Source organism: Egibacteraceae bacterium (assembly GCA_035540635.1).
Taxonomy (GTDB): domain Bacteria; phylum Actinomycetota; class Nitriliruptoria; order Euzebyales; family Egibacteraceae; genus DATLGH01.
In genome coordinates, this window is record DATLGH010000003.1 from 53,222 (window position 1) to 76,362 (window position 23,141).

Annotated in this window: 22 protein-coding genes; 12 read left to right on the plus strand and 10 right to left on the minus strand. The window is 72.9% G+C overall.

What is annotated here, in order from left to right; translation table 11 throughout:
* Positions 1–4: 4 nt before the first annotated feature.
* Complete coding sequence (locus VM324_00545; protein HVL97766.1) at positions 5–1,207, plus strand: NADP-dependent malic enzyme; 1,203 nt, start codon at positions 5–7, stop codon at positions 1,205–1,207.
* Complete coding sequence (locus VM324_00550) at positions 1,207–1,764, plus strand: NUDIX domain-containing protein (GenBank protein HVL97767.1); 558 nt, start codon at positions 1,207–1,209, stop codon at positions 1,762–1,764. The genes VM324_00545 and VM324_00550 overlap by 1 nt, the downstream gene beginning before the upstream one ends.
* On the opposite strand, the gene VM324_00555 is transcribed toward VM324_00550, so the two are convergent.
* From VM324_00555 to VM324_00585, 7 genes are all read right to left on the minus strand, one after another.
* Positions 1,742–2,632 carry an ABC transporter substrate-binding protein gene (locus tag VM324_00555; GenBank protein HVL97768.1) on the minus strand — a complete coding sequence of 297 codons (891 nt, stop codon included), beginning with the start codon at positions 2,630–2,632 and terminating at the stop codon, positions 1,742–1,744. The two genes, VM324_00550 and VM324_00555, sit on opposite strands and share 23 nt — an antisense overlap.
* Before the next feature lie 16 nt (positions 2,633–2,648).
* Complete coding sequence (locus tag VM324_00560) at positions 2,649–3,590, minus strand: ABC transporter substrate-binding protein (GenBank protein HVL97769.1); 942 nt, start codon at positions 3,588–3,590, stop codon at positions 2,649–2,651.
* 37 nt (positions 3,591–3,627) lie between these two features.
* Positions 3,628–4,338, minus strand: a complete 711-nt coding sequence (locus tag VM324_00565) for an ABC transporter permease (protein ID HVL97770.1) — start codon at positions 4,336–4,338, stop codon at positions 3,628–3,630.
* Positions 4,339–5,025, minus strand: coding sequence for an ABC transporter permease (locus tag VM324_00570; protein HVL97771.1), 687 nt, complete (start codon positions 5,023–5,025; stop codon positions 4,339–4,341).
* A complete protein-coding gene (locus tag VM324_00575) occupies positions 5,022–6,116 on the minus strand; it encodes a betaine/proline/choline family ABC transporter ATP-binding protein (protein ID HVL97772.1) in 1,095 nt (364 codons plus the stop codon). The genes VM324_00570 and VM324_00575 overlap by 4 nt, the downstream gene beginning before the upstream one ends.
* Before the next feature lie 65 nt (positions 6,117–6,181).
* Positions 6,182–7,147 carry a DMT family transporter gene (locus tag VM324_00580; protein ID HVL97773.1) on the minus strand — a complete coding sequence of 322 codons (966 nt, stop codon included), beginning with the start codon at positions 7,145–7,147 and terminating at the stop codon, positions 6,182–6,184.
* Positions 7,144–7,860, minus strand: a complete 717-nt coding sequence (locus VM324_00585; protein ID HVL97774.1) for an alpha/beta fold hydrolase — start codon at positions 7,858–7,860, stop codon at positions 7,144–7,146. The genes VM324_00580 and VM324_00585 overlap by 4 nt, the downstream gene beginning before the upstream one ends.
* A gap of 174 nt (positions 7,861–8,034) precedes the next feature.
* Here VM324_00585 and VM324_00590 point away from each other — a divergent pair, with 174 nt between their 5' ends.
* From VM324_00590 to VM324_00615, 6 genes are all read left to right on the plus strand, one after another.
* Positions 8,035–8,694, plus strand: a complete 660-nt coding sequence (locus VM324_00590; protein ID HVL97775.1) for a YdcF family protein — start codon at positions 8,035–8,037, stop codon at positions 8,692–8,694.
* Positions 8,691–9,641 carry a lytic transglycosylase domain-containing protein gene (locus VM324_00595; protein HVL97776.1) on the plus strand — a complete coding sequence of 317 codons (951 nt, stop codon included), beginning with the start codon at positions 8,691–8,693 and terminating at the stop codon, positions 9,639–9,641. The genes VM324_00590 and VM324_00595 overlap by 4 nt, the downstream gene beginning before the upstream one ends.
* 159 nt (positions 9,642–9,800) lie before the next feature.
* Positions 9,801–11,741, plus strand: coding sequence for a PA domain-containing protein (locus VM324_00600; protein HVL97777.1), 1,941 nt, complete (start codon positions 9,801–9,803; stop codon positions 11,739–11,741).
* 105 nt (positions 11,742–11,846) lie between these two features.
* The gene (locus VM324_00605; GenBank protein HVL97778.1) at positions 11,847–13,265 is read left to right on the plus strand and encodes an aldehyde dehydrogenase family protein; all 1,419 of its coding nucleotides are present in this window, start codon (positions 11,847–11,849) and stop codon (positions 13,263–13,265) included.
* Positions 13,266–13,550: 285 nt separating this feature from the next.
* A complete protein-coding gene (locus tag VM324_00610) occupies positions 13,551–14,069 on the plus strand; it encodes a VOC family protein (GenBank protein ID HVL97779.1) in 519 nt (172 codons plus the stop codon).
* Between the two features lie 51 nt (positions 14,070–14,120).
* Positions 14,121–14,696: a YceI family protein gene (locus VM324_00615; GenBank protein HVL97780.1), complete on the plus strand. Its 576-nt coding sequence runs from the start codon at positions 14,121–14,123 to the stop codon at positions 14,694–14,696.
* Here VM324_00615 and VM324_00620 read toward each other — a convergent pair.
* From VM324_00620 to VM324_00630, 3 genes are all read right to left on the minus strand, one after another.
* Positions 14,680–14,964, minus strand: coding sequence for a hypothetical protein (locus tag VM324_00620; GenBank protein HVL97781.1), 285 nt, complete (start codon positions 14,962–14,964; stop codon positions 14,680–14,682). The genes VM324_00615 and VM324_00620 overlap by 17 nt on opposite strands.
* Positions 14,965–15,041: 77 nt before the next feature.
* Positions 15,042–15,605 (minus strand): hemerythrin domain-containing protein, encoded by a 564-nt coding sequence (locus VM324_00625; protein HVL97782.1) that lies wholly within the window; start codon positions 15,603–15,605, stop codon positions 15,042–15,044.
* A complete protein-coding gene (locus VM324_00630; GenBank protein HVL97783.1) occupies positions 15,572–16,444 on the minus strand; it encodes a CocE/NonD family hydrolase in 873 nt (290 codons plus the stop codon). Before VM324_00630 ends, VM324_00625 begins: the two co-directional genes overlap by 34 nt.
* A gap of 218 nt (positions 16,445–16,662) precedes the next feature.
* On the opposite strand from VM324_00630, the gene VM324_00635 reads away from it, so the two are divergent.
* The 4 genes from VM324_00635 to VM324_00650 all read left to right on the plus strand — a co-directional run bounded on the left by VM324_00635 (position 16,663) and on the right by VM324_00650 (position 23,100).
* Positions 16,663–17,919 carry a YncE family protein gene (locus VM324_00635; protein HVL97784.1) on the plus strand — a complete coding sequence of 419 codons (1,257 nt, stop codon included), beginning with the start codon at positions 16,663–16,665 and terminating at the stop codon, positions 17,917–17,919.
* A gap of 189 nt (positions 17,920–18,108) precedes the next feature.
* Positions 18,109–20,028 carry a SpoIID/LytB domain-containing protein gene (locus tag VM324_00640; protein ID HVL97785.1) on the plus strand — a complete coding sequence of 640 codons (1,920 nt, stop codon included), beginning with the start codon at positions 18,109–18,111 and terminating at the stop codon, positions 20,026–20,028.
* Positions 20,029–20,355: 327 nt separating this feature from the next.
* Positions 20,356–20,853 carry a hypothetical protein gene (locus VM324_00645; protein ID HVL97786.1) on the plus strand — a complete coding sequence of 166 codons (498 nt, stop codon included), beginning with the start codon at positions 20,356–20,358 and terminating at the stop codon, positions 20,851–20,853.
* Between the two features lie 66 nt (positions 20,854–20,919).
* On the plus strand, positions 20,920–23,100 hold the full coding sequence (locus VM324_00650) for an EAL domain-containing protein (protein HVL97787.1): 2,181 nt from the start codon (positions 20,920–20,922) through the stop codon (positions 23,098–23,100).
* Positions 23,101–23,141: the final 41 nt, after the last annotated feature.

Sequence of the window (23,141 nt, forward strand, 5' to 3'; positions counted from 1 at the left end):
CGAAGTGAGCGCCCGGCAGCCCCCGCACCCCTCCGTCGCCAGCGACCGGGTCTTCGAGGTCCACGCAGGCGGCAAGATCTCGATCGCGACGAAGGTGGCGGTGCGGACGCGCGAGGACCTCGCGCTCGTCTACACCCCCGGTGTCGCTCGCGTGTCGGCGGCGATCGCCGAGGACCCCGCCCTCGCGCGGACGCTCACCATCAAGCACAACAGCGTCGCGGTGATCTCCGACGGGTCGGCGGTGCTCGGCCTCGGCGACATCGGACCGGCCGCGGCCATGCCGGTGATGGAGGGCAAGGCGATGCTGCTGAAGGACTTCGCCGGCGTCGACGCCTACCCGATCTGCCTCGACGAGCGCGACCCCGACCGCCTCGTGGAGATCATCGCCGCACTCGCGGTCGGCTTCGGCGGCATCAACCTCGAGGACATCGCGGCGCCCCGCTGCTTCGAGGTCGAGGGCAAGCTGCGCCAGCGCCTCGACATCCCCGTCTTCCACGACGACCAGCACGGCACGGCGGTCGTCGTCCTCGCCGCCCTCCACAACGCCGTCCGCCTCGTCGGCAAGGAAGTCGGTCCCGACCTGCGGGTCGTCGTGCAGGGCATCGGCGCCGCGGGCATCGCGGTGTCGAACCTCCTCATGGCCGCGGGCGTCGTCGACCTCGTCGGCGTCGACCGCGGCGGCATCGTGACCCCCCGCCGCAAGGTCGCCCGCGACCCTATCTTCCGGCGCTTCGGCAGGCAGTCCAACCCCCGGGGCATCGAGGGGCCGAAGGAGGTGGCGCTGGAGGGCGCGGACGTGTTCGTCGGGCTGTCCGCAGGCGACACGCTCACCGTCGACCAGCTCGCGCCCATGGCCGACGACGCGATCGTGTTCGCCATGGCCAACCCGGTCCCCGAGATCGACCCGGCCCTCGCCCGCCACCACGCGGCCGTGGTCGCCACGGGCCGCAGCGACGAGGTGAACCAGATCAACAACGTGCTCTGCTTCCCCGGCCTGTTCCGGGGGCTGCTCGACTGCGGGGCCCGTGAGGTCAACAACGAGATGAAGCTCGCGGCCGCCGCCGCGATCGCCGGCATCGTCGGCGAGGAGGCGACGCCGGAGTACATCATCCCGTCGCCGTTCGACCGCGCCGTCGTGCCCGCGGTGGCGCGCGCGGTGGCGGAAGCCGCCGAGGCGACAGGAGCGGCCCGGCTCAGCGGCTCCTGATGCACCGCGTCGTGGCCGACCTGCGGGCCGCCGTCGCCCTGCGCGCCCCCGTCGACGACCGCGAGGCGGCCGCGATCGCCCGGTACGTCACCGCCCTCGACCGGTTGCCGTCCCCCCTCGACGAGCACGCCGCGAGGACCCACGTGACGGGCTCGGCGGTCGTCGTCGGCCCGCGCGGCGTCCTGCTCCATCGCCACAAGCGGATGGGAATCTGGCTGCAGCCGGGCGGGCACCTGGACCCCGGCGAGACCCCGTGGGAGGCGGCGGTCCGCGAGACCGCCGAGGAGACGGGTATCGCCGCAGCGCACCCCGACACCGGCCCGGTGCTCGTCCACGTCGACGTCCACGCGGCCCCGAGGGGGCACATCCACCTCGACGCGCGCTACCTGCTGCACGCCGGCGACGTGGCCCCCCGCCCACCCGCCGGCGAGAGCCCGGCGGTGCGCTGGTTCGCGTGGGACGACGCGATCGCGGTGGCCGACCCTGGACTCGTCGGGGCGCTGCGGGCCCTGCGGCCGCGCCCTCAAGCTCTCCCTACACGAGGCCGCGGTCGTTGAGGAAGCTGCGGGCGATCGCCTCCGGGTCGTCGCCGTGGATGCTGTGCCGGCGGTTGAACTCCACGAGGTCCTCGGTGGTGAGCGCGGAAGACACCGCGTTGATGGCCTCGGCCATATCGTCGGTAAGGACGTCCGCGCGCACGATCGGGGTGATGCTGTTCGGCAGGGTGAAGGGCCGGTCCTCGACGAGCACAACCCAGTTGTTCTCCTCGACGAGCGGGTCGGTGGAGAACAGCCGGGCGACGTCGACGGTCCCGTCCTCGAGCGCGGCCACGGTCAGGCGCCCGCCGGCGTCAGTCTGCACGAACTCGCCGAACTCGATGCCGTACACCGACCGCAGCCCCACCAGACCGGTGTGACGCTCGGAGAACTCGATGGGGCCGCCGACCGTGAGCCGTTCCGCGACCGGGGCGAGGTCGCTCACCGTCCGCAGGCCGTACCGCTCCGCGGTCTCGGCGGTGACGACGAGCTCGTCGCGGTTCTCCGCCGGCGAGGACTCGAGGACGGCCAGACCCCGCGGCTCGAGCTCGGCGCGCAGCCGCGCGGTGATCGCCTCGGGGTCGGTGGGGGCGATCTCCTCCTGGGTGATGAACGCGAGCGCGTTGCCGTTGTACTCGGGGAGGAAGTCGATCTCGCCCGACTCGAGGGCCGGGAAGGTGCCCTCCCGCCCGGCGAGCTGGCTGATGGCGGTCGTCGCGACCCCGCGGGCCTGCAGCGCCTGCGCGTAGAGCTCGGCGAGCACGACGCTCTCGCCGAAGTCGAACGCCCCCATGGACACCGGGGGTGTCGACACGCCGCCGCCGCAGCTGGCGAGTATCGCCAGCGCGACGGCGAGGCCCGCCACCGCCCGGACCCGCGGGTTCGTCATCGCGGCCTCCCGCCGGCTACTCGAGGAACCCCTGCTCGGTCAGCCAGTCCTCCGCGACGACCTCAGGGTCCTCCCGGTCGACCTCCATCCGGCGGTTGAGCTCGACGAGGTCCTCGGTCGAGAGGGCCGCGGCGACCTCGTCGAGCACCGCACGCACCTCGTCGGTCGCCGCCTCCTGGCGCACGACGGGGATGATGTTCTCCGCGGGGATGAGCGGGCGGTCCTCCTCGAGCACTACCCAGCCCTTGTCGTCGATGACGCCCTGCGTCGTGAAGAGCACGCCCACGTCGATGTCGCCCTGCTCGAGGGCCGCGATCGTCAGCACGCCGCCCGCGTCGAGGTCGCGGAAGCTCGCGAACTCGATGCCGTACACCTCCTCGAGCCCTGGCAGGCCGATGCGCCGCGTCCGGTACTCGGGCGGCCCGCCGAGGACGAGCTCGCCGCCGACCGGGGCGAGGTCGCTCACCGTCGAGAGGTCGTACTGCTCGGCGGTCTCAGGGGTGACCACGAGCGCGTTGCGGTTCTCCGCGGGGCTGGGGTCGAGCACGGCGATGCCCTCGTCCTCGAGCTCGGCGCGCAGCTCCTCCATGATCGCGTCGACGTCGGTGCTGTCCGTGCCCCCGGTGAGGTGGGACAGCAGCGCCCCGGCGTACTCCATGAGCACGTCGATCTCGCCGTTGCGCATCGCCGGGAAGTAGATCTCCCGGCTGCCGAGGTTCAGCTGGGTCTCGACGTCGAAGCCGCGCGCCTCGAGCGCCCCGGCGGCGATGTTGCCGAGCAGCAGGGCCTCGGGGAAATCCGCCGAGCCGACGGTGATCGTGCCCGGATCCGCGCCGGTGTCCGGGCCGGCCCCGGGCGCCTCCTGCCCGAGCGGGTCGTCGCCGGCGCAGGCGGCGAGCAGCAGCGCCAGGCCGACGAGCGCCCCGAGGACGCGGTGCGGCCCAGTTCGATGTCCCATATGCGTTCCTTTCGCGAGCGCAGGGTCCTCGTCAGGTCTATGCTGCGGCGGCGGTCATCTTCGCGTCCGCGTTCGCCTCCGCCAAACGCGCCGCCACCCCTTTGGGCACCACGAGTGCCTGGAGACGACCGAAGGCCAGCTCGACGGCGATGGCGAACAGGGCGACGAGCAACGCGCCGGCGAAGACCTGCGGGAAGTCCCGCACGGCGAAGCCGTTCACGATGTAGCGCCCGAGTCCTCCAGAGCCGGCGTAGGCGGCGAGCGTCGCGGTGGCCACGACCTGCACGGCCGAGGTGCGGATGCCGGCGAGCACGAGCGGCAGGGCCACGGGCAGCTCGACCCGCCAGAGCACCTGCAGGCCGGTCATGCCGACCCCCGCGGCGGCGTCGCGGACGTCGGGGTCGACCGCCCGGATGCCCGCGTAGGCGTTCGTGAGGATGGGCGGGACGGCGAACGCGACGAGCGGCAGGAAGATCGACAGGTCACCGAGCCCGACGAGCGTCACGACGAGCAGCACGAGGCCGAAGGTCGGCAGCGCGCGACCGGCGTTCGCGACGTTGACCGCGAGCGCCCCTCCCCGGCCGGTATGGCCGGCGGCGAGGCCCGCGGGCAGGGCGAGGAGGACCGCGACGAGGGTGGCCACGCCCGAGTAGTAGAGGTGCTCGAGCATGCGCGCGGGTACACCGTCGGTGCCCCGCCAGTGCACGGGGTCGGCGAACCAGGCGAGGGCGTCGGTGAGGAACTCCATCTATGCGCCCGCCCTTCGCCACGGCGTGCAGCGTCGCTCGACGGCGAGCAGGCCGAGGTCGGCGACGACGGCGAGCGCCACGCACCCCGCGACGCCGACGAGGAGCGGCGTGGCAAACCGCAGCCGGACCCCGTCGAGGAAGAGCCGCCCGAGGCCGCCTTGCCCGATGACCGCGGTGACCGTGACGAGGCCGATCGTCGTCACGGTCGCGATCCGCAACCCGGCGACGATGACCGGGAGCGCGAGGGGCAGCTCGACGGTGAGCAGCTGGCGCAGGCGGGTGTAGCCCATGGCCGCCGCGGCTTCCCGAACGTCGCTCGACACGCCGCGGAAGCCCTCGACGATGTTGCGGGTCAGCACGAGCAGCGTGTAGGCGGTGAGCGGCAGCACCGCGGTCGTTCGGGAGATGCCGGTGAAGGGCAGCAGCAGGACGAACAACGCGAGCGACGGCAGGGTGAACAGCAGCCCGGTGACGCTGAGCAGGGGCGCGTAGAAGCCGGGCCAGCGCACCGCGGCGAGCGACAGGGGGAAGGCGATCGCGAGGCCCGCGAGCACGGGCACGACGGTGAGCTCGACGTGCTCGACGACGAGACCCTGGATCCGTCCGGTGTTGCGGGCGATCCAGTCCCACCGGATGAGCGCCTCGCCGGCCTGGGCGACGGTGGGCAGCGCGGCGGGCAAGCTCACCGGATCTCCTTCGAGATCAGCTCCTGCGTGAGGATGCCCTCGTACACGCCGCCCCCCGACACCCGCACCGCCACGCCGGTGCGCGACGTGACCATGGCGTTCAGGGCTGCCCGCAGCGAGTCGTTCGCGTCGACCTGCAGGGCGAAAGGGCGCACGAGGCCGTCGCCGACCCGCTGCGCGTCGTCATCGAGCTCGTGGAGGGACACCCAGCCCTCCAGCGTGCGCTCGCCGCCGACGACCACGACCCAGTCGGTGCCGTGGGCACGAGCCACCTCGACCGCACGGCGGGCGCTGTCACCGGGGGACACGACGGGGCCCGGCTCGGCGGCGACCTCGCTGACCGCGATGAGGCCGAGGCGCTTCAACCCCCGCTCCTCGCCGAGGAACTCCTCCACGAAGGCGTTCGCGGGGTCGTTCAGCAGGTCGCGAGGGGCGTCGTACTGCTCGAGGACGCCCGCCTCGCTGAAGATGGCGATGCGGTCTCCCATGCGCAGCGCCTCGTCGATGTCGTGGGTGACGAAGGCGATGGTCTTGCGCACAGTGGCCTGGAGGCGCAGGAACTCCTCCTGCAGCCGCGCGCGCACGATCGGGTCGACGGCGCCGAAGGGCTCGTCCATGAGCATGATCGGCGGGTCGGCGGCAAGCGCCCGGGCCACGCCCACGCGCTGGCGCTGGCCGCCCGACAGCTCGTGGGGGTAGCGCCCCGCCGTGCCTGCCGGCAGCCCCACGAGCGCCAGCAGCTCTTCGACGCGCTCGGCTTTGCGGCGCTCGTCCCAGCCGAGCAGCGTCGGCACCGTCGCGATGTTGGCGGCCACCGTGCGGTGAGGGAACAACCCGATCTGCTGGATGACGTAGCCGATGCGCCGCCGCAGCTCCGCGGGGTTCGTCGCCGCCGCGTCCCGGCCGTCCACGACGATGCGCCCGCTCGTGGGCTCGACCATGCGGTTGATCATCCGCAGCGTCGTCGTCTTGCCGCAGCCTGACGGGCCCACGAAGACGACGACCTCCCCTTCGGCGATCTCGAGGCTGAGGTCGTCGACGGCCACGGTGCCGTCGGCGAAGCGCTTCGTCACCGCATCGAAGGTGATCACCGCGCCCTGAATCCTTCCACTCACTGCAGGCGCGCAGTATGGCACGAAGCGGACCGACGCCGAGGTCATCCGCCCGGGGCGACGCCCTCCTCGACAGGGTCGCCGCCGTGGGCGGGCCGCGTCCCCCGGGGGCGCGCCCGCGGCAGGCCGGCCACCCCGTCGAGCCGCCCCTCGGCGAGGGCCACGCCGAGGATGACCACGGCCGCGCCGGCGAAGAGGTTCCAGCCGAGGGGTTCGTCGAGCACCAGCACGCCGAGCGCCACGGCGACGACGGGGATGAGGTAGGTCACCATCGAGGTGCTCGTCGCCCCCGCCTCGGCGATGAGGTGGTAGTAGAGGAGGTAGGCAAGGCCGGTGCCGACCGCCCCGAGGGCGAGGACGCTGGCGACGACGGTCGAAGTGAGCGCAACGTCGCCGCCGGCCACGAGCGGCGCGGCGAGCCACAGAAGCGCCGCGGCCGCGCCGAGCTGGCCCGCCGCCAGGCTCGCGGGCGGGTAGCCGGTGCCGGACACGTACCGGCGGGTGTACACGAACGCCACGGCGTAGCAGGCGGACGCTCCGAGGCAGGCGAGCTGGCCGGGTAGCGAGCTCGTCAGCGGGTTGGTGTCCCAGGGCCCGACCACGAGGAGCACGCCGAGGAATCCGAGGCCGAGACCGAGTCCCCGCGGCAGGGACAGCCGCTCCTCGGGCAGCAGCCCCAGGGCGAACAACAGCGTGAACAGTGGGGTTGCGCCGTTCAGGACGCCGGCCAGGCCGGAGGTGATGCGCTCCTCGCCGTAGCCGATGAGGAAGAAGGGGATTATGTTCGCGATCACGCCGAGCGCCGTGAGGTGCGCCCACAGCCGCCTGCCTCTCGGCATCGGCTGGCGGCGCAGCGCGAGGATCGCCCACAGGACGATGGCCCCGGCGGACACGCGGCCGAGCACGATCTGCAGGGGGCTCAGGCCCTCGAGCGCGAGCTTGATGAACAGGAAGCTCGCGCCCCAGGCGAGCGCGAGCATGCCGAGCCGCACGAGGTTGCCACGGCTCACCGCGTCCGCTCCGTGCGCGCGGGCACCTGTTCGAGCCAGTCGGCCACCACCGTGACAATCTCGCTGAGGACGGCGCCCGGAGCCCGGCCGTCGGCCTTGCGCACCGCGAAGCCGTGGTCCGCCCCGACGACGACGTGGACCCGCGCGTCGATGCCCGACAGGTGCGCCCGCCGCTCCCGGTCGAGCAACGTGAGTTCGCAGAGACGGTCGCGGTCGCCCTGGACGAACAGCACCGGCACCGAAAGAGCCGGCCAGTGGTCGGTGCGCAGCCGCTCCGGCTGGCCCGCGGGGTGCAGGGGGTAGCCGAGCAGGACGAGGCCGGCGCAGGGTTCGCCCTGCGCCGCGAGCCGGCTGGCGATGCGCCCGCCCATGGAACGGCCACCGAGGACGAGTGCGCGAGCTCCCATGGCCTCGCGCGCGACGGCGATGGCGTCGCGGAAGGCCGACTCCAGGCGCGCCGCAGGGTCGGGCCGCTTCCGGCCGGCTTCGGCGTATGCGAAGTTGAAGGCGAGGACGGGGTGACCCCGGTCGGCAAGGCCCCGTCCCACCGCGAGCAGCAGGGGGTTCGACAGGTCCGTCCCCGCGCCGTGCCCGAGGACGAGACCGGCCCCTCCGCCATCGTCGGGGGGCGCCCACAGAACCGCACTGCTGTGGGGGACCGCCTGGGGTGGGCGCAGCGGCACGCGCAGGCGCTGCGTGAGGGCGGGGGACACGGGGCAGGCGGCTCCGGCTGGCGAGGACGGTACCCGACGATGCTACCGTCGTCCGGCCCCGCCCCCACCCCAGCGGCGGCCTGCGACATCGGGGGAGGGGAGACGCTACGGTCGGGGGTGCAGTCGTTTCTTCCCGTGCCGCCGGACGAGGAGAAGGGGGGTGATGCGGGCGCAATGGGTCGCGTCGTCCTCGCCGCGGTGGCGGTCGTCATCGCCTACATGGGCGTGACCTTCGTGCAGGTCTGGCGGGCGTCCCTCCAGGACGACGACGCTCCCGCTCAGGCGATCATCGTCCTCGGCGCGGCCCAGTACGACGGCCGTCCCTCCCCGGCGCTGCGCGCCCGCCTCGACCACGCGGCGGAGCTCTACGAGCGGGGCCGGGCGCCGGTCGTGTGGGTCACCGGGGGCCGGCAGCCCGGCGACCGCACCACCGAGGGCAAGAGCAGCTACGACTACCTGCGCGCGCACGGCCTGCCCGACGAGGCGCTGGCCATCGAGAACCAGGGGCGCAGCACCTGGGAGTCCCTGGCGGCGACGGCCCGCTTCCTGCACCAGCAGGGCAGGACGGAGGTGCTGCTCGTGTCGCACCCCTACCACTCGTACCGGGTCGCGGGCATCGCCGGGGAGCTCGGCCTCACCGCCCATGTGTCGCCCACCAAGGGGCACCCCCCCACCCCCGTGGAGAGCGCGCGGGCGCTCGGCCGGGAGACGGCCGCCGTCGCGCTCGGCAGGCTCGTCGGCTACCGCCGCCTGACCGGCATCGACCAGCGGCTGCCGCCTGGGCTTCCCCGGCCCGCGATGACCTCGGGGGGCCTGGCTACCCTGTCGCCATGAGCCGACTCCTCATCGCCTTCGGGCTCGCCGTCGCCCTCGCAGTGCCCGCCTGCACCACGGAGGGGCCCGACGCTGGTGCGCCCGCCACCGAGGCGCAACGGGAGGCGGCGCCACCCGCCGACGCACCGGCCGAGCCGAGCCCGGCGCCGCCCGAGGCGCCACCCCAGACCCCGCCCGAGGTCGCTCCGGAGGCCCCGCCCGAGCCGGTGGCCCCACAGGGCCCTCCGGCACTCGCCGAGGACCCCGTCGGGCTCGCACAGCAGATCGTCGCGGCCGAGCAGGCGATCCGCTCGGACCACGCGAGCCCGCAGGAGCTCGCCGACGCGGGTCACGTCCAACAGGCGGCGTACCGCCGGCTCGCCGCGACGCCCGGGTGGCGCGACGCGGTGCTCGGCGCCGTCCCTGCCGAGCTGCACGGGATCGTGGCCGCCCACGTCGACGCGCAGACCGGCCTGAGCGCCCTCACGACCCCGCAGTCGCAGCTGCCGGTCTGGCGGATCCTCCCCCCACCCCCCGCCGAGGAGCTGCTCGGCCACTACCGCGAGGCCGAGGCCGCCTTCGGCGTCGGCTGGGAGTACCTCGCGGCGATCCACCTCGTCGAGACGCGCATGGGACGCATCCGCGGCACGAGCCCGGCGGGGGCGCAGGGACCGATGCAGTTCATGCCGGGCACGTGGGCCGCCTACGGGGAGGGTGACGTCAACGACCCCCGCGACGCAATCCTCGCCGCGGGCCGCTACCTCTCGGCGAACGGCGCACCCGGCAACATGGACAACGCGCTGTTCCGCTACAACCGCAGCAACGCCTACGTCAGGGCGATCACGACGTACGCGGAGCAGATGCGCGCCGATCCCCGCACGTACCGGGGCTACTACCACTGGCAGGTGTACTACCGCACGACCGAGGGCGACCGCCTGCTCCCCGAGGGCTACGACGGCTCGAGGTGACGCGCGCAGCAGGGCAGCGGCGACCCAGCTGCCGTCAGGAAGGTCCCGAAAAAACCCATTGACGGGGAGGGCCGGAGCGAGTCAACTTTTGCCCCGCCGGGGGATCGGCGGCACGCGAAGGGGCGGGGTGCCAGCGCCCCGGGGACCAGAGGGGAAGCCATGCACGCGACTCGTCGGCTCTTCGGTGCCACGCTCACGCTCGCCGTCCTGCTCTCGCTGCTGAGCGCACCGGCAAGCGCGGACCACCCCGACCCCGCCGACGCGGTTGCCGACGACGGGGTGGTCATCGACCCCAAGGCGCAGCACGGTCCCCAGGAGGGGCACCTGCCGGCGTCGAGCGAGAACGTCCAGCTCGTCGGCAGGCTCGACACGCTCGCGACCGTTCCCGGTGGCATCGCCGACGTCGCCGCCCACCGCCGCTACGCCTACCTCGGCGCCTTCCGCCCGGAGTGCACCGCGCTCGGCGGCGGGGGCACGGGTGTGCACGTCGTCGACATCCGCAACCCCGCGAAGCCGACGAAGGTCGCCTTCATCCCGGCGCACCCCAACTCCTACGTCGGCGAGGGCGTGTTCGTCATGGCGATGAGCACCCCCTCCTTCACCGGCGACATCCTCATCCACAACAACGAGCCGTGCGACAGCACCCAGCCGTATGTGGGTGGCGTGTCGCTGTGGGACGTCACCGACCCGCGCAACCCCCGGCCGCTCGCCCTCGAGGCCGGCGACTTCACCCTCCCCGACGGCAGCGCCCGCATCATCCACGGCAAGCCGACGGCAGCGGCCAGCCACAGCGCGCAGGGCTGGACCGTGGGCGACCGGGCCTACCTCGCGATGGTGAACAACCCCGAGGCGCGCGACGTCGACATCCTCGACATCACCGACCCGCGCAACCCCGTGCAGATCGCGGAGGTGGGCCTGCCCGACTGGCCGGCGGCCGTGGTGCAGGGACACGGCGACAACCCGCACCACCACGACATGCAGATCAACTTCATCGACGGGCACTGGTACCTGCTCGTGTCGTACTGGGACGCCGGGCACGTCCTGCTCAACGTCGACGACCCCGCCAACCCCGTCTACGTCGGCCAGACGCGCTTCTTCGACCCTGACCCGTTCACGGGCCTTTCCCCGCCGACCGGCAACGCCCACCAGGCTTACTGGTCGAGCGACAACCGTTTCATCCTCGGCACCGACGAGAACTTCAACCCCTACCGTCTCGTCCCGCGGATCACGTCAGGGCCGTTCGCCGGCGAGGTCTTCACCGCGGTTCCCGCCCCCGGCGCGGCAGCGGTCACCCCCGACGCGCCCCTGAGCGGACCCACACGGTTCGTGGGGCTGGCCTGCGACCCGGCCACCGTGCCGCCTGCCCAGAGCGCGGAAGAGATCGCGGTGATCGAACGCGGCGTGTGCGCCTTCCAGGTCAAGGCGCAGAACATCATCGCCGCCGGCTACGCGGGCGGTGTCGTGTTCAACGCGGCAGCTGCCGGGGCCTGCGAAGCACTGGTGAACATGCTCATCACGGACAGCAACGTGCCGATGATCTTCGTGCCCCGCTCGGCGGGCTACAGGATCCTCGGGATCGAGGGCTACGTACCGGCGAACTGCCCCGCTGGTCCCAATCCGCCGCTACCGGCCGTCGGCACTGGCGGGCAGGGCGTCGACATCCGCTCCATCTTCCAGGGCTGGGGCCACACGACGCTGTATGACGCGCGGACCCTCCAGCCGATCGACGCCTACGCCGTTCCCGAGGCCCTCGACCCCGCCTTCGCGCAGGGGTTCGGGAACCTCACGGTCCACGAGGTGAAGACCGACCCGCGGGCAGGCGTCAACATGGCGTACCTCTCCTACTACGCCGCCGGATTCCGCGTGGTGGCGTTCGACGAGACCGGCATCACCGAGATCGGTCACTACATCGCCGAGGGCGGCAACAACTTCTGGGGCGTCTTCCCCGTCCTGCCGGGCAACGTCGGCGAGAACGGCAGAGGCCGTGGGGCCGACCGGGCCCGCCCGTTGATCCTGCTGAGCGACCGCGACAGCGGGTTGTGGATCTTCCGCTACACCGGCAAGGAACCCAAACCGCGCCCCGGCCCCCGACGTCCGTAGCGGCGAACCGCCGACTGCCGTCGGGCAGGAGTGATCGAGGGGCCTGCCGCGTCTCGGGGTGGCCGGCAGTGCTTCGGCGCCCCCGTGACGGGGAAGGCACCGGGCATGACCCGCCATCACTTCATCGACGGCACCTCGACACCCGGCTTCGGCGAGAAGACCATCCCCGTCGTCGACCCCGCCACCGGCCGAGACGTCGGCGCCATACCGGCGGGTGGACCGGGTGAGGCCGACGCCGCGGTGGCGGCCGCGCGCAAGGCCGCCCCCGGCTGGGCCCGCGCGCCGACGACGAGCCGGGCCGCAGCCCTCAAGGCGGCCGCCCGCGCGGTGCGCGCATGCGCCGACGAGCTCGCACAGCTGCAGACCGCCGAGAACGGCAAACCCCTCGGCATGTCCCGCGGGGACGTCGAGACGGCGGCCGCAACCTTCGAGCAGTTCGCCGAGCTCGGGCCACTGCACCGGGGCCGATCCCTCCACGGCGACTGGGGCGCCCTCGACGCGATGGTGCACGAGCCCTACGGCGTCGCGGCCCTCGTCGTGCCGTGGAACGACCCCCTCGGGCTCGCCGCGCAGATGCTCGCCGCCACGCTCGTCGCCGGCAACACCGTCGTGCTGAAGCCCTCCGAGCGCACGCCGCTCGCCACCGCCCGCCTCGTCGAGCTGCTCGACCTGCCGGCGGGGGTCTGCAACCTCCTGCTCGGCGACGGCCGGGCGGGCGAACCGCTCGTCGAGCATCCCGACGTCGACCTCGTGCTCCACACCGGCTCGGTGGCCACGGGTCGGCGCATCGCCGAGGCGTGCGGCCGGCAGCTGAAGAAGGCCGTCGTCGAGCTCGGTGGCAAGGACCCGCTCGTCGTCGACGCGGGCGTCGACCCGCGGTGGGCCGCGGAGCAGGCGGCGCAGGGCGCCTTCGCCAACTGCGGGCAGATCTGCACTGCGGTGGAGCGCATCTACGTCCACGCCGACGTCGCCGACGCGTTCGTCGACGCGCTCGTGGAGCGGGCCGAGGAGCTCGTCGTCGGCGACGGCCGTGAACCTGGAACGGACATGGGACCGCTCGTCGACGCACGTCAGCGCAACCTCGTGCACCGCCACGTCACCGAGGCGGTGCATGCAGGCGCGATCCTGCGCACCGGTGGGGTGATCCCCGACGGCCCCGGCTTCTTCTACCCGCCGACCGTGCTGACCGGCGTGACGGACGACATGGCGGTCATGCGCGAGGAGACCTTCGGGCCGGTCGCGCCGGTTCGGGTCACCGCCTCCTTCGCCGAGGCGGTCGAAGCCGCGAACCGCACGGAGTACGGTTTGGCCGCGACGGTCCTCACCGCCTCGCAGGCGCACGCGCAGGAGGCGTGGCGCGAGCTGCGGGCCGGCACGGTGAAGGTCAACGCGGTGTGGGGCGGGGCGCCGGGCGGCGCCGCGCAGCCCCAAAAGGCGAGCGGTCTGGGCTACGGCTACGGCCCCGAGCTACTCGACGAGGTGACGACGACGAAGGTCGTGCACTATCGGCCGGCGGGCGGGTGACCTCGCCGGGCGTCGGGGGCCTCTCGAGGTGACGCGCGCCCCTCTCCCCGCAGCGACGTTGCGGGAGAACCTCTCAGCAGGCGTCGTCGGGCAGGTCCCCGCACCGTGGTCGTCGTCGGCCACGAGCAGTGCGTACACCCGCTCGGCAGCGCTCTGCATCCGCGACCCCAGTGGCCCGGTTGCCTCGGCGCGAAACGCGTCGACCAACTTGTTGTTGAAGGCTCAATAGCGCGCTATGGTGGAGGACATGAGGTTGAAGGATCAACTTTCGAGAGGGCCGGTGCGGTGATCACGCGACTGAACCACGCGGTGCTGTTCGTCCGCGACGTCGAGCGCAGCGCCGCCTTCTACGTGAACGTGCTGGGCTTCCGTCGCCTGCCGATGGACGTCGGGTTCGACGCGGCGTTCCTCCAGGCCCCCGGTTCCACGAACGACCACGACCTCGGGCTCTTCGGCATCGGTTCCGCGGCGCAGCCGTTCCCGGCCGGCCGCAGCAGCGTCGGGCTCTACCACCTCGCGTGGGAGGTCGACACGCTCGAGGCGCTCGGCCGCCTCGAGCGGGCGCTCGCCGACTCGGGCGCGCTCGTGGGCGCGAGCGACCACGGCACGACAAAGAGCGTGTACGGGCGCGACCCCGACGGGCTGCAGTTCGAGCTCGCCTGGATCGTGCCCGCGGACCGCCTGACCGAGGACGCGCTCGATGCACGCTCGCGCATCGGCCGCCTCGACCTCGCCCGGGAGCAGGCTCGGTACGGGTCTGCCACCCCGGGGGGAGTAGGAATCTCTCACTCCACACACCCCTGAAACCGTTCCCAGGGCGCTTCGGCGCCGCCGCACCCCAAGAAGGAGAGCACCATGTCGCAAGCTGTTTCCGTCCGCACCGTCGCCGGCGTGCAGGCCCCCGAGGCCGGCACCTACGCCATCGACCCCGACCACTCGGTCGTCGAGTTCGTCGTGCGCCACCTCGGCCTTGCGAAGGTGCGGGGCCGGTTCAACGAGTTCGAGGGCATGATCGACATCGCTGAGGACATCGAGCAGTCGTCCGCGCGGGTAACCATCCAGGCCGCGAGCATCGACACGCGCTCGCCCGACCGTGACACCCACCTGCGCAGCGGTGACTTCCTGGACGCCGAGAATCACCCCGCTCTGGAGTTCCGGTCGACCCACGTGCGGCACGAGGGTGGGGAGTGGCTGGTCGACGGCGAGCTCACCGTCGCCGGCGTCACCCGCCCCGTCACCCTCGACGTCGAGTTCGAAGGTGCCGCGACCGATCCGTGGGGCAACGTGCGCATCGGCTTCTCCGCAGGGACCAGGCTCAACCGGGAGGACTTCGGGCTGACCTGGAACCAGGCGCTCGAAACCGGCGGTTGGCTCGTCGGCAAGGACGTCCGGATCGAGCTGTCGGTCGAGGCGATCAGGCAGGGCTCGTAGGGCTGCTGCGCTCGAGCAGGCACAGCCCGAGCTGCGCCACCTCGGCAAGGGTGTCGCGGGCGTCGCCGCCCCACTCGGGGGCGTGCTCGCCGAGCAGCGTGGCGGTCGCCATCAGGGCGACCGCCACGTCCGCGTTCACCGCCACACCGAGCGCCGCGAGGTGTTCGGTCAGGGCGAGCTCGAGCAGATGGAGCTCTGCCGCCTGCCAGGCCTCGGCCTGCGCGGCCTGCCCCCGTACGCATGCCGCGAGGGCGCTGATGTCGTTCACGTGTCCCCCTTCCCGCGCCTCCTACGGTAGCGCCGGATCGGGGGGAGCGAAAGCCCCCCTTTCGGGGCGGGGCGTTGCTAGGAGCGGTCGTCCAACCGGGACCGCACGGCGTCGCGCACGCGGTCGACGAGCGCGGCCGCAGGCGCCGCCGCAAGCTTGCCGATCGGACCCGTCGGGGCCGAGGGGTGGGGGCGCGTCGGCACGATGGAGCGGGCGCCGTCGAGGGCCCTGCCGAGGCTGGCGAGCTCGTCGGCGGAAAGCGCCTCGCGCACCCGGGGGAAGAGCGTGGACTCCTCCTCCTCCACGTGGTGGCGCACCTCGCTAACCAGCTGCTGCATGCGCTGGTCGAAGCCGGCCTCGTCGGCGGTCATCTTGTCGACCTCGTTCAGCGTCTGCTTGATCTCGAGGTGCTCGTCGACGGCCTCGTCGGCCAGCGCCTCCCCGTCCGGGACGGCCGCTCGCAGCCTCGGGTAGAACAGCAGCTCCTCGATCTCGCCGTGGACGGCGAGGTCGTGGACGACCTCGTGGGCGATCTTCGTGCGCTCCTCCACGTCGGTCGTGCCCTCGTACTGCTCGAACAGGGTCTCGATGTGGCGGTGGTCGCGGGTCAACAGCTCGATCGCGTCGGTGTTGCTCTCCATGGCAAGCCTCCTCGGGACTGCGGGCGCGGTTCGCGTCCGGTTTCCCCCATGGGCCGGCGGTTATCCCCGGGGGCCTCTGCCGGGCGGACGGCCCATGCGGACTGTGCGGCAGCCCGCGGCCGCGAGAAGCGCGACGAGGGCCAGGCCGGGCACACCGCCGCCCACGCCCGCAGCGCTCCCTTCGCAGCCGGACGGGTGGGGAGGGCGGCGCTGTCCACAGCGGTCGCGCCGGGCCCGGGCGTCAGGGCCGCTGCCGCCTGCCCGCCGACCGGGACGCTGCCGGCGAGCTCGACGTCGACGAGCGCGGTGCCCGACCCCGTGCCGTAGCCGTAGAGCAGCGTGACCCAGCCCTGGTTGAGGACCGACCCGGAGTACAGCGCGTAGCGCAGGTCCGACCAGGAGATCTCCGGAGCGATGGCGTCGACGCGGGGGTCCACGGCTGCGCCCATCGTCTGGATGCCCGCGGCGTAGGAGCCGCCGGACATGCCGACGACGGGGTCGCCGGAGGCGTCGGTCGCGACCGGCGCGTTCTCCACCGCCCAGTCGATGAGGGCCCTGACGTCACAGCCCTCGACGTCGGGGTCGTTGATGCGGATCTCCCCGCCGGAGCAGCCGAAGCCCCGCTGGTCCCACGTGACCACGACGTAGCCCTCGGCGAGCAGGCGCGCGAGCGTGCCCGCGCCCGTGTCGACGAAGTCGCGTCCCGGCAGCCTGGTGCCCTGTCCCCGCTCCCGGCTGCCGCCCCACCCGTGCGTGCGGAGCATGAGCGGCGGCGCTCGAGGAGGCCCGGCGCTCCGCTGGGCGAGCGCGGGCAGGGCCGGGGACAGCCGGCTCGTCACCGCCTGCACCCCCGCCGGACGTTGGAGCGCCGCTACCCGCTCCGGGGCGCCCGGGGCGAGGACAGCGATTCACGTGGAGCCCGGAGGTGGGCTTTGCGCCCCGGCCGGCGCCCGCACGGCCAGGACGGTTTCTACGCATTCTCCCTGTTGCGTGCCGCCCACCGGCACGCGGATACTCCCGCCGGCGGAGAGGGTCAACCGGCCGGGGGGAGATCACCATGTGGAGCCAGGTGCACGAGATTGCGGCGGGGCAAGCAACGACTGCTCGGCCGCCCCGCAGGCGCGCTCTCACCGTCGCCCTTGCGGTGCTGCTCGCCACGGCGGCCAGCCTCGTCGCGTTGCCGGCGGCCGACGGCGCGCCCGCACGGCCGACCGGACCGCAGCGCTACGAGATCTGGGCCCTCGACCAGGGGGCGGGGATGAACCGCATCCACGTGTACAGCCCGGCCCTGCGCGAGCTCGCCCGCATCGAGCTCGACGGGATCGTCGACACGCCGCACATGATCGACTTCGACTCGCGCCAGCGGTACGCCTTCGTGGCGAACACCCGCTCGGGCAACGTCGTGGTGATCCGTGCGGTAGACCGCCAGGTCGTCGCGGTGATCCCGACCGGGGCGACGGCGCACATGGCGGCGGTGACCCCCGACGACTCCGCGGTGTGGGTGGCGAACATCGGCGCCGGCACGCTGACCGAGATCCTGCTCGACCTCGACGCGGAGCGTTTCACGCTCGGACGGACGATCAGGATCGCCGACGACCCGCTGTTCCGGCAGTGGGAGGGGTTCCCGAGCGCCCGCCCGGTCTGCCATGAGTACACCGCCGACAGCCGCTACGCCTACGTCACGCTCGGCCCCGCGGCGGGGGGGCTGGTCGTCGTCGACCTCCACGAGGGCCGGCTCGTGCGGGTCTTCGACCCCGACGTGGTCAAGGCGAACTGCGGCCTCGCCCGCTCCGCCGACGGCACGAAGATGTACGCCAACCACGGCCTGGTCGACCCGCCTGCCGGGGAGTGGTACGTGTTCGACACGCGCGACCACACGCTCCTGCGAACGGCCGGCAGCGGAGGCGTCGACGCACACGGCGTGCGGGTCAGCCCCTCGGGCGGGGAGCTGTGGATGGTCAACCGCGCGTCGAGCAACGCCATCGTGGTCGACACCGCCACCGACGAGGTGCTCCGCACCATCCCGTTCGTCGGCCGCTCCCCCGACATCCTCGACTTCTCGCCGGACGGCACGCGCGTGTACGTGAGCCTTCGCGGGCCGGAACCGCGCAGCGGACCCCACGCCATCCAGGGTGAGACGCCCGGCTTCTCCGTGCTCGACACGGCCACCGGCAAGATCCTGGCCACGGTCGTCCCGTCCCCCGGCCAGCGCGCGAGCGACTTCCACGGCATCGCCGTGCGACGCTGCCTGACCCCGGTCTCGCCGAAGGCGTCGCGCACCGGGGCGCAACGCGCCGAACGCTGCGCCGACTGAGCCGGTAGGTCGGCTGGCCGCCTGCGTCTTGCCGAGCGCTCAGCCGATCCGCCGGGAGGCCGGGACGGATCCGAGACCCCGCGCGCCATCCCCCTCCCACCGTGGGCGACTGGTGCGAACGCCCGGGGCGCCACTACCCTTCGGAAGTCGTGGCGGGCGTCAACCTCATCCCGCCGCGGAAGGTGAACCGTGGCTTCGACCCTGCATGCCGGCATCGGCATCGCCATCCTCGGTGTGCTGTCCGCTGCCATGACATTCGGCATGGCTCACCATGCGGCGCAGGTGTCAGCGCCCGAGGCCGAGTCCGAGCCCGCGACGTCGATCGCGGCGTTCAAGCCCCGGCCACCCGCACGCGCGCCGACCGACCAGCCGATGCGCGCGGCCCGCCCGGCGCCGGCGTTCCGGATCTCCGGGAGGGGAGAGGGCCACGGCGTGGGCCTGAGCCAGTGGGGCGCCTACAGCATGGCCCGCGAGGGCGCCGACCACGAGACGATGCTGCACCACTACTACACCGGCGTGCGGGTCGGCTCGCACCCGGCGACCGCCAACGAGATCCGCGTCGCCCTCTTCCACGGCAACCCCGCCGTCGCCGACCCCGGGCGGGTCCTCCTGCAGTCGCCGGGCGGCGGCGTCGCCGTGGCGCTCGCACCCGGAGCCCCCGGGCACCTCATGCCCCCCGGCACGCAGTGGACCCTGGCGCACGACGGCGCGTTCGTGCTGCTCGACGGCAACGGCGCCGAGATCGAGCGAGGTCCGGGGCCCGTGGCCGTGACCTACCCCACCGGGGGGCCGGCGGCGCTGCGCCTGCCGCAGGTCGCGCGGTCGGGTGCCAACCACGAGGGCGGCCTGAACCGCGGCCATCTCGAGGTCAGCGCCGGAGGTGGTGTGCTGCGCCCCGTGGTGACGCTGCCCATGGACGACTACCTGCTCGGGGTCGACGAGATGCCCGGCAACTGGCCACTGGAGGCTCTGAAGGCTCAGGCGGTGACCGCCCGCACGTTCGCCGCCGGCCGTGTGGCGGCGGGACTGCGTCCCGAGTGCGCCTGTCACGTGACCGCCACCGTGGCCGACCAGGTCTACGTCGGCTACGGCCACGAGGGCGCCGCCGGGACGAACGGGTGGCGGGGCGCGGTGACCGGCACGGGCGGCAAGGTGCTGATCTACGACGGTGCCCTCGTCGAGGCTGTCTACTCCGCCGCGCACGCCGGCACGAGCGAGCACGTCGAGCAGTCGTGGGCCTTCGACGGCAGGACTTTCCCCTACCTGCGCAGCGTCGCGGACCCGTGGGTCCACGACCCGCTCGTCGTCGGGGAGTACCGCCGGGCTGCCTGGGCGCATGGTGTCGACCACGCCGTGCTCGCCGACCTCGTCGGCCTGGCCACCGTCGCCCGCGTCGAGGTGGCGCAGCGAACCGTCGGCGGCAGCCCCGAGGAGCTGGCCGTGTCCGGCTGGGATTGGAACGGCGCACGGGTCGAGGACGTGCCGTTCCGCGGGCAGGGCATCGGCGTGGCCGCAGCCGATCTGTTCCTCGCGCTGCGCGCCCGCAACGCCCACCCACCTTCCCAGCAGATCGCCGAGTTCGGCTTCGTCGCCTTCCCCGACGTGCCGGGGCTCTCCCCCCACGCCTACAACGTCGCGGCGATCGCCGAGCGGGGCGTCGCCGCCGGTCGCCCCGACGGTCTCTTCGGCCCCGACGACCCCGTCCGCCGCGACCAGATGGCCACCTTCCTGGCCCGCGCCCTGAACCTGCCGCCCGTGGAGGAGGACCACTTCGGCGACGTGCCTGCGGACTCGGTGCACCGCCGAGCGATCAACGCGCTCGCCGCAGCAGGCGTCGCGGCAGGCCTCGGCGATGGGCGCTTCGGACCGGCCACCGCGGTGACCCGCGAGCAGATGGCCACCTTCCTCGCTCGTGGGTTCGCACTGGCCCTCCACAATGAGGACCGCTTCGCCGACGGCGCCGGCTCGGCGCACCGCCAGGCGATCAACGCGGTGGCCGATGCGGGCATCACCGCGGGTTGCGCGCCGACCCGCTTCTGCCCCCGCGACCCGGTCACCCGGGGACAGATGGCGAGCTTCCTCGCCCGCGGGATCGGCTACGGCTGGTAGCACGCGTCAACCTGCGCGTTGCGCCAGAGCGAAGGATCGACATGGCCTGGCTGAGGTCACCGTCGGCCGACCATGACGCTGCGGCGGCTCGAGCGCGCACGGCCTGTGCCGGGTTCGGCGGGTCGCGCGGCCAGCTCGGCGCGAAGTCGATCGCAGGGAGCTGGCAGGCGGCCGTGCACGGCGGCCGGTGAGCTCGGGCCTTTCGCGACGACGGACAAGCCGCTTTCATGGATGCACGGTGGTGACGAGGTGCCTGCCGATGGACGTGGCGGGCCGCGCTGTTTCCCGGGAGGCCCGCCTGGCCGGGCAGGCCCAAGGAGGATCGTCATGAGCGACGAGCGTGCATTTCCCTCACCGCTCGGTGTGCCTGCGGGGCCGTCGCTGTCCACACCGCAGCTCATCGCCGCCTACCTCGCCGGCGCGCGCACGGGTTGCGCGCCGGAGGCGCACATCGAGTGGCCGGTGCTCATGGCCCACGACCACCTCGTCGCAGTGCACGTCGACGGCGCCGTGCTCATGCGCGGCGAGGTGCCCGCCGTCGCCGAACCGGTGCGGGCGGCGCTACAAGACGCCATGGAGGCCGTCGGCGTCCTCCTCGTCGAGGAGGAATCGGTGCTCGCCGGGGCCGTCGCTGCCGAGCTGGCCGTCCCGCGCGGGTTCGAATGGGACCTGTGGGCCCGAGACGCCGACGAGGCGCGCGAGGTGCTCGCCGCCCGTGCGCTCGGCCAGGCGGTCGGCATCCCGGAGGCGGATGCCGACATCGAGCGCAGGCGGGCGGAAGCGCAGACGGAGGCCTTCCTCCGGCAGATCGAGCGGGAGTGGTAGCCGGAACCACGCCTCCCGCGGGCGGGTGGTAGTCACACCGCGCACCAAAGATGATCCGATCGGATCATGGAGTCCTGCGTGCATGCACCCGACTATGGAGGAGGCCGGGAAGGACCGAGGACGGGGGGAGGCATCGACACGTCGACACCGGCGATGCTGGCATTGTCGGGCAGCGTCGCGCTCGGCTACTTCGTCATCGCGCTCGTGGTGGCGCCCAGGATCCGCATGCCGAGCGCGTCACCGAGGGTGGTACTGCTCGTCCGCGGTGCGGCGATCATGTTCTTCCTCGGATGTGGTCTGACGCACCTGCACATCCTCGTGCACACCCACGGCGTCGGCGGCAGGGTCCGGCCGGTCGAAGCGCATGACCTCGCCATCCACGTCATGCAAGCGGTCGGCGCCTGGCTGTTCATCGTGGGCGCCGCCCTCAAGCTCGAGCTGCACGTCGTCGCCTCCGACCGGACCGCCCGGCAGCGCGACGTCGCCAGAGCGAAGCTGGCCGCGCAGCAGGTCATCACCGCGGCCTTCGAGCGGCGTGCCGCGAGGGCCTCGGCCCTCGCCCGCATGAGCGAGCAGGCACTGACGCAGCGCGACCCCGCCGACTTCGCCCGTCACGCGGCGACGGTCGTACGCGAGGCGCTCCCGCACCGTTGCTCCGTCAGCATCGCCGAGCACGCGCTCGCGCCGGTGTCCCCCACCGCTGACCGCCTCCTCATGGTGGAGTGCACCGACGACTGCGACGACGGGGACATGGAGTTCATCGCTTCCGCGAACAACGTGATCACCAGCGCCGTACGGCGTCTGCACCTCGAGGAGAAGCTGCGCTTCCGCTCGTTGCACGACCCGTTGACGGGCCTGCCCAACCGCGTCCTGTTGATGGACCGCCTCGAGCAGGCGCTCAACAGGACGATGCGCTCGAACCTGCCGGTGTCGGTGCTCTTCATCGATCTCGACGGGTTCAAGCGCGTGAACGACGCGCTGGGGCACGAGGCCGGCGACCAGCTCCTCGGGGAGGTCGCTGCCCGCCTGCGCGCCGTCGCCAGGAGCGAGGACACGGTCGCGCGGCAGTCAGGCGACGAGTTCATCCTCGTGTGCGAGCGGACCGACGCCACCACTGCGCTGGACATCGCCCGGCGCATCGCCGAGAGCGTCAGCAGGCCCTACCCGCTCGTCGACGGCGGCGTGCACGTCACCACCAGTATCGGCATCGCGACCAGCGATCGCGCCTGCGCCGCCGAGGAGCTGCTGCGCCGCGCCGACACCGCGATGTACTACGCGAAGCAGCGTGGCCCCGGCGGCGTCGAGACGTATGGGGAGGCGCTGCGGGCTCGGATCGTTCGCAAGGAGCAGATCGACCGCAACCTGCGGGGGGCCCTTATCCGCGGTGAGTTCTCCCTGGTCTACCAGCCGATCGTCGGCCTGCCCGTCCGAGGACGCCCCGAGCAGGTGATCGGCGCGGAGGCACTCCTGCGCTGGCACCACGGCGTCGACGGGCCGGTCCCCCCGGCCGAGTTCATCCCGGTGGCGGAGGCCCGGGGCCTGATAACCCCCATCGGCGAGTGGGTCATCGCCCAGGCATGCGCGCAGGCGGCCCGCTGGCGCGCACAGATGCCCGAGGACGAAGAGCTGCTCATGGCGATCAACCTCTCCGCACGCCAGCTCGCGGAACCCGATTTCGCGAGCAAGGTCCGCGCCGCGGTCCTCGCAGCCGGGGCCCGACCCGCGGACATCGTCGTGGAGCTGACCGAGACGGCGATAACCGACGGCGACCAGGAGTCGGCGCCGTTGGCCGCGACGCTTCGCGAGCTGCGGGCGTTCGGCATGCGCGTGGCCCTCGACGACTTCGGAACCGGCTACTCCAGCCTGACCCATCTGCGCACGCTTCCGCTCGACATTCTCAAGGTCGACAGCTCCTTCGTGGCCGGGCTCGGCAAAGGCGGCAACGAGCAGGCGATCGTCACCGCGCTCGCCGGCTTGACCGAGGACCTCGGCGTGCAGGTGGTGGCAGAAGGCGTGGAGACCCCTGAGCAGCTCATCGCTGTCCGCAACCTCCGCTTTCACATGGCTCAGGGCTTCCTGCTCGGCCACCCGATGCGTCCCGCGGAGATCGCCGACCTTCTCCCGATCGCGGGCGTCGATGCCGTCGCGGAGCGCGAAAGTGTAGAAGTTCGCGGGCGAGACGTCCCCAGCCTCACCAGACGCACGGACTCCGGGACGGCACCGAGTTCCCCGTCGACATCAGCCTGAGGCCTCTGGAGACCGAGCACGGCAGGGTGGTGTCGGCAAGC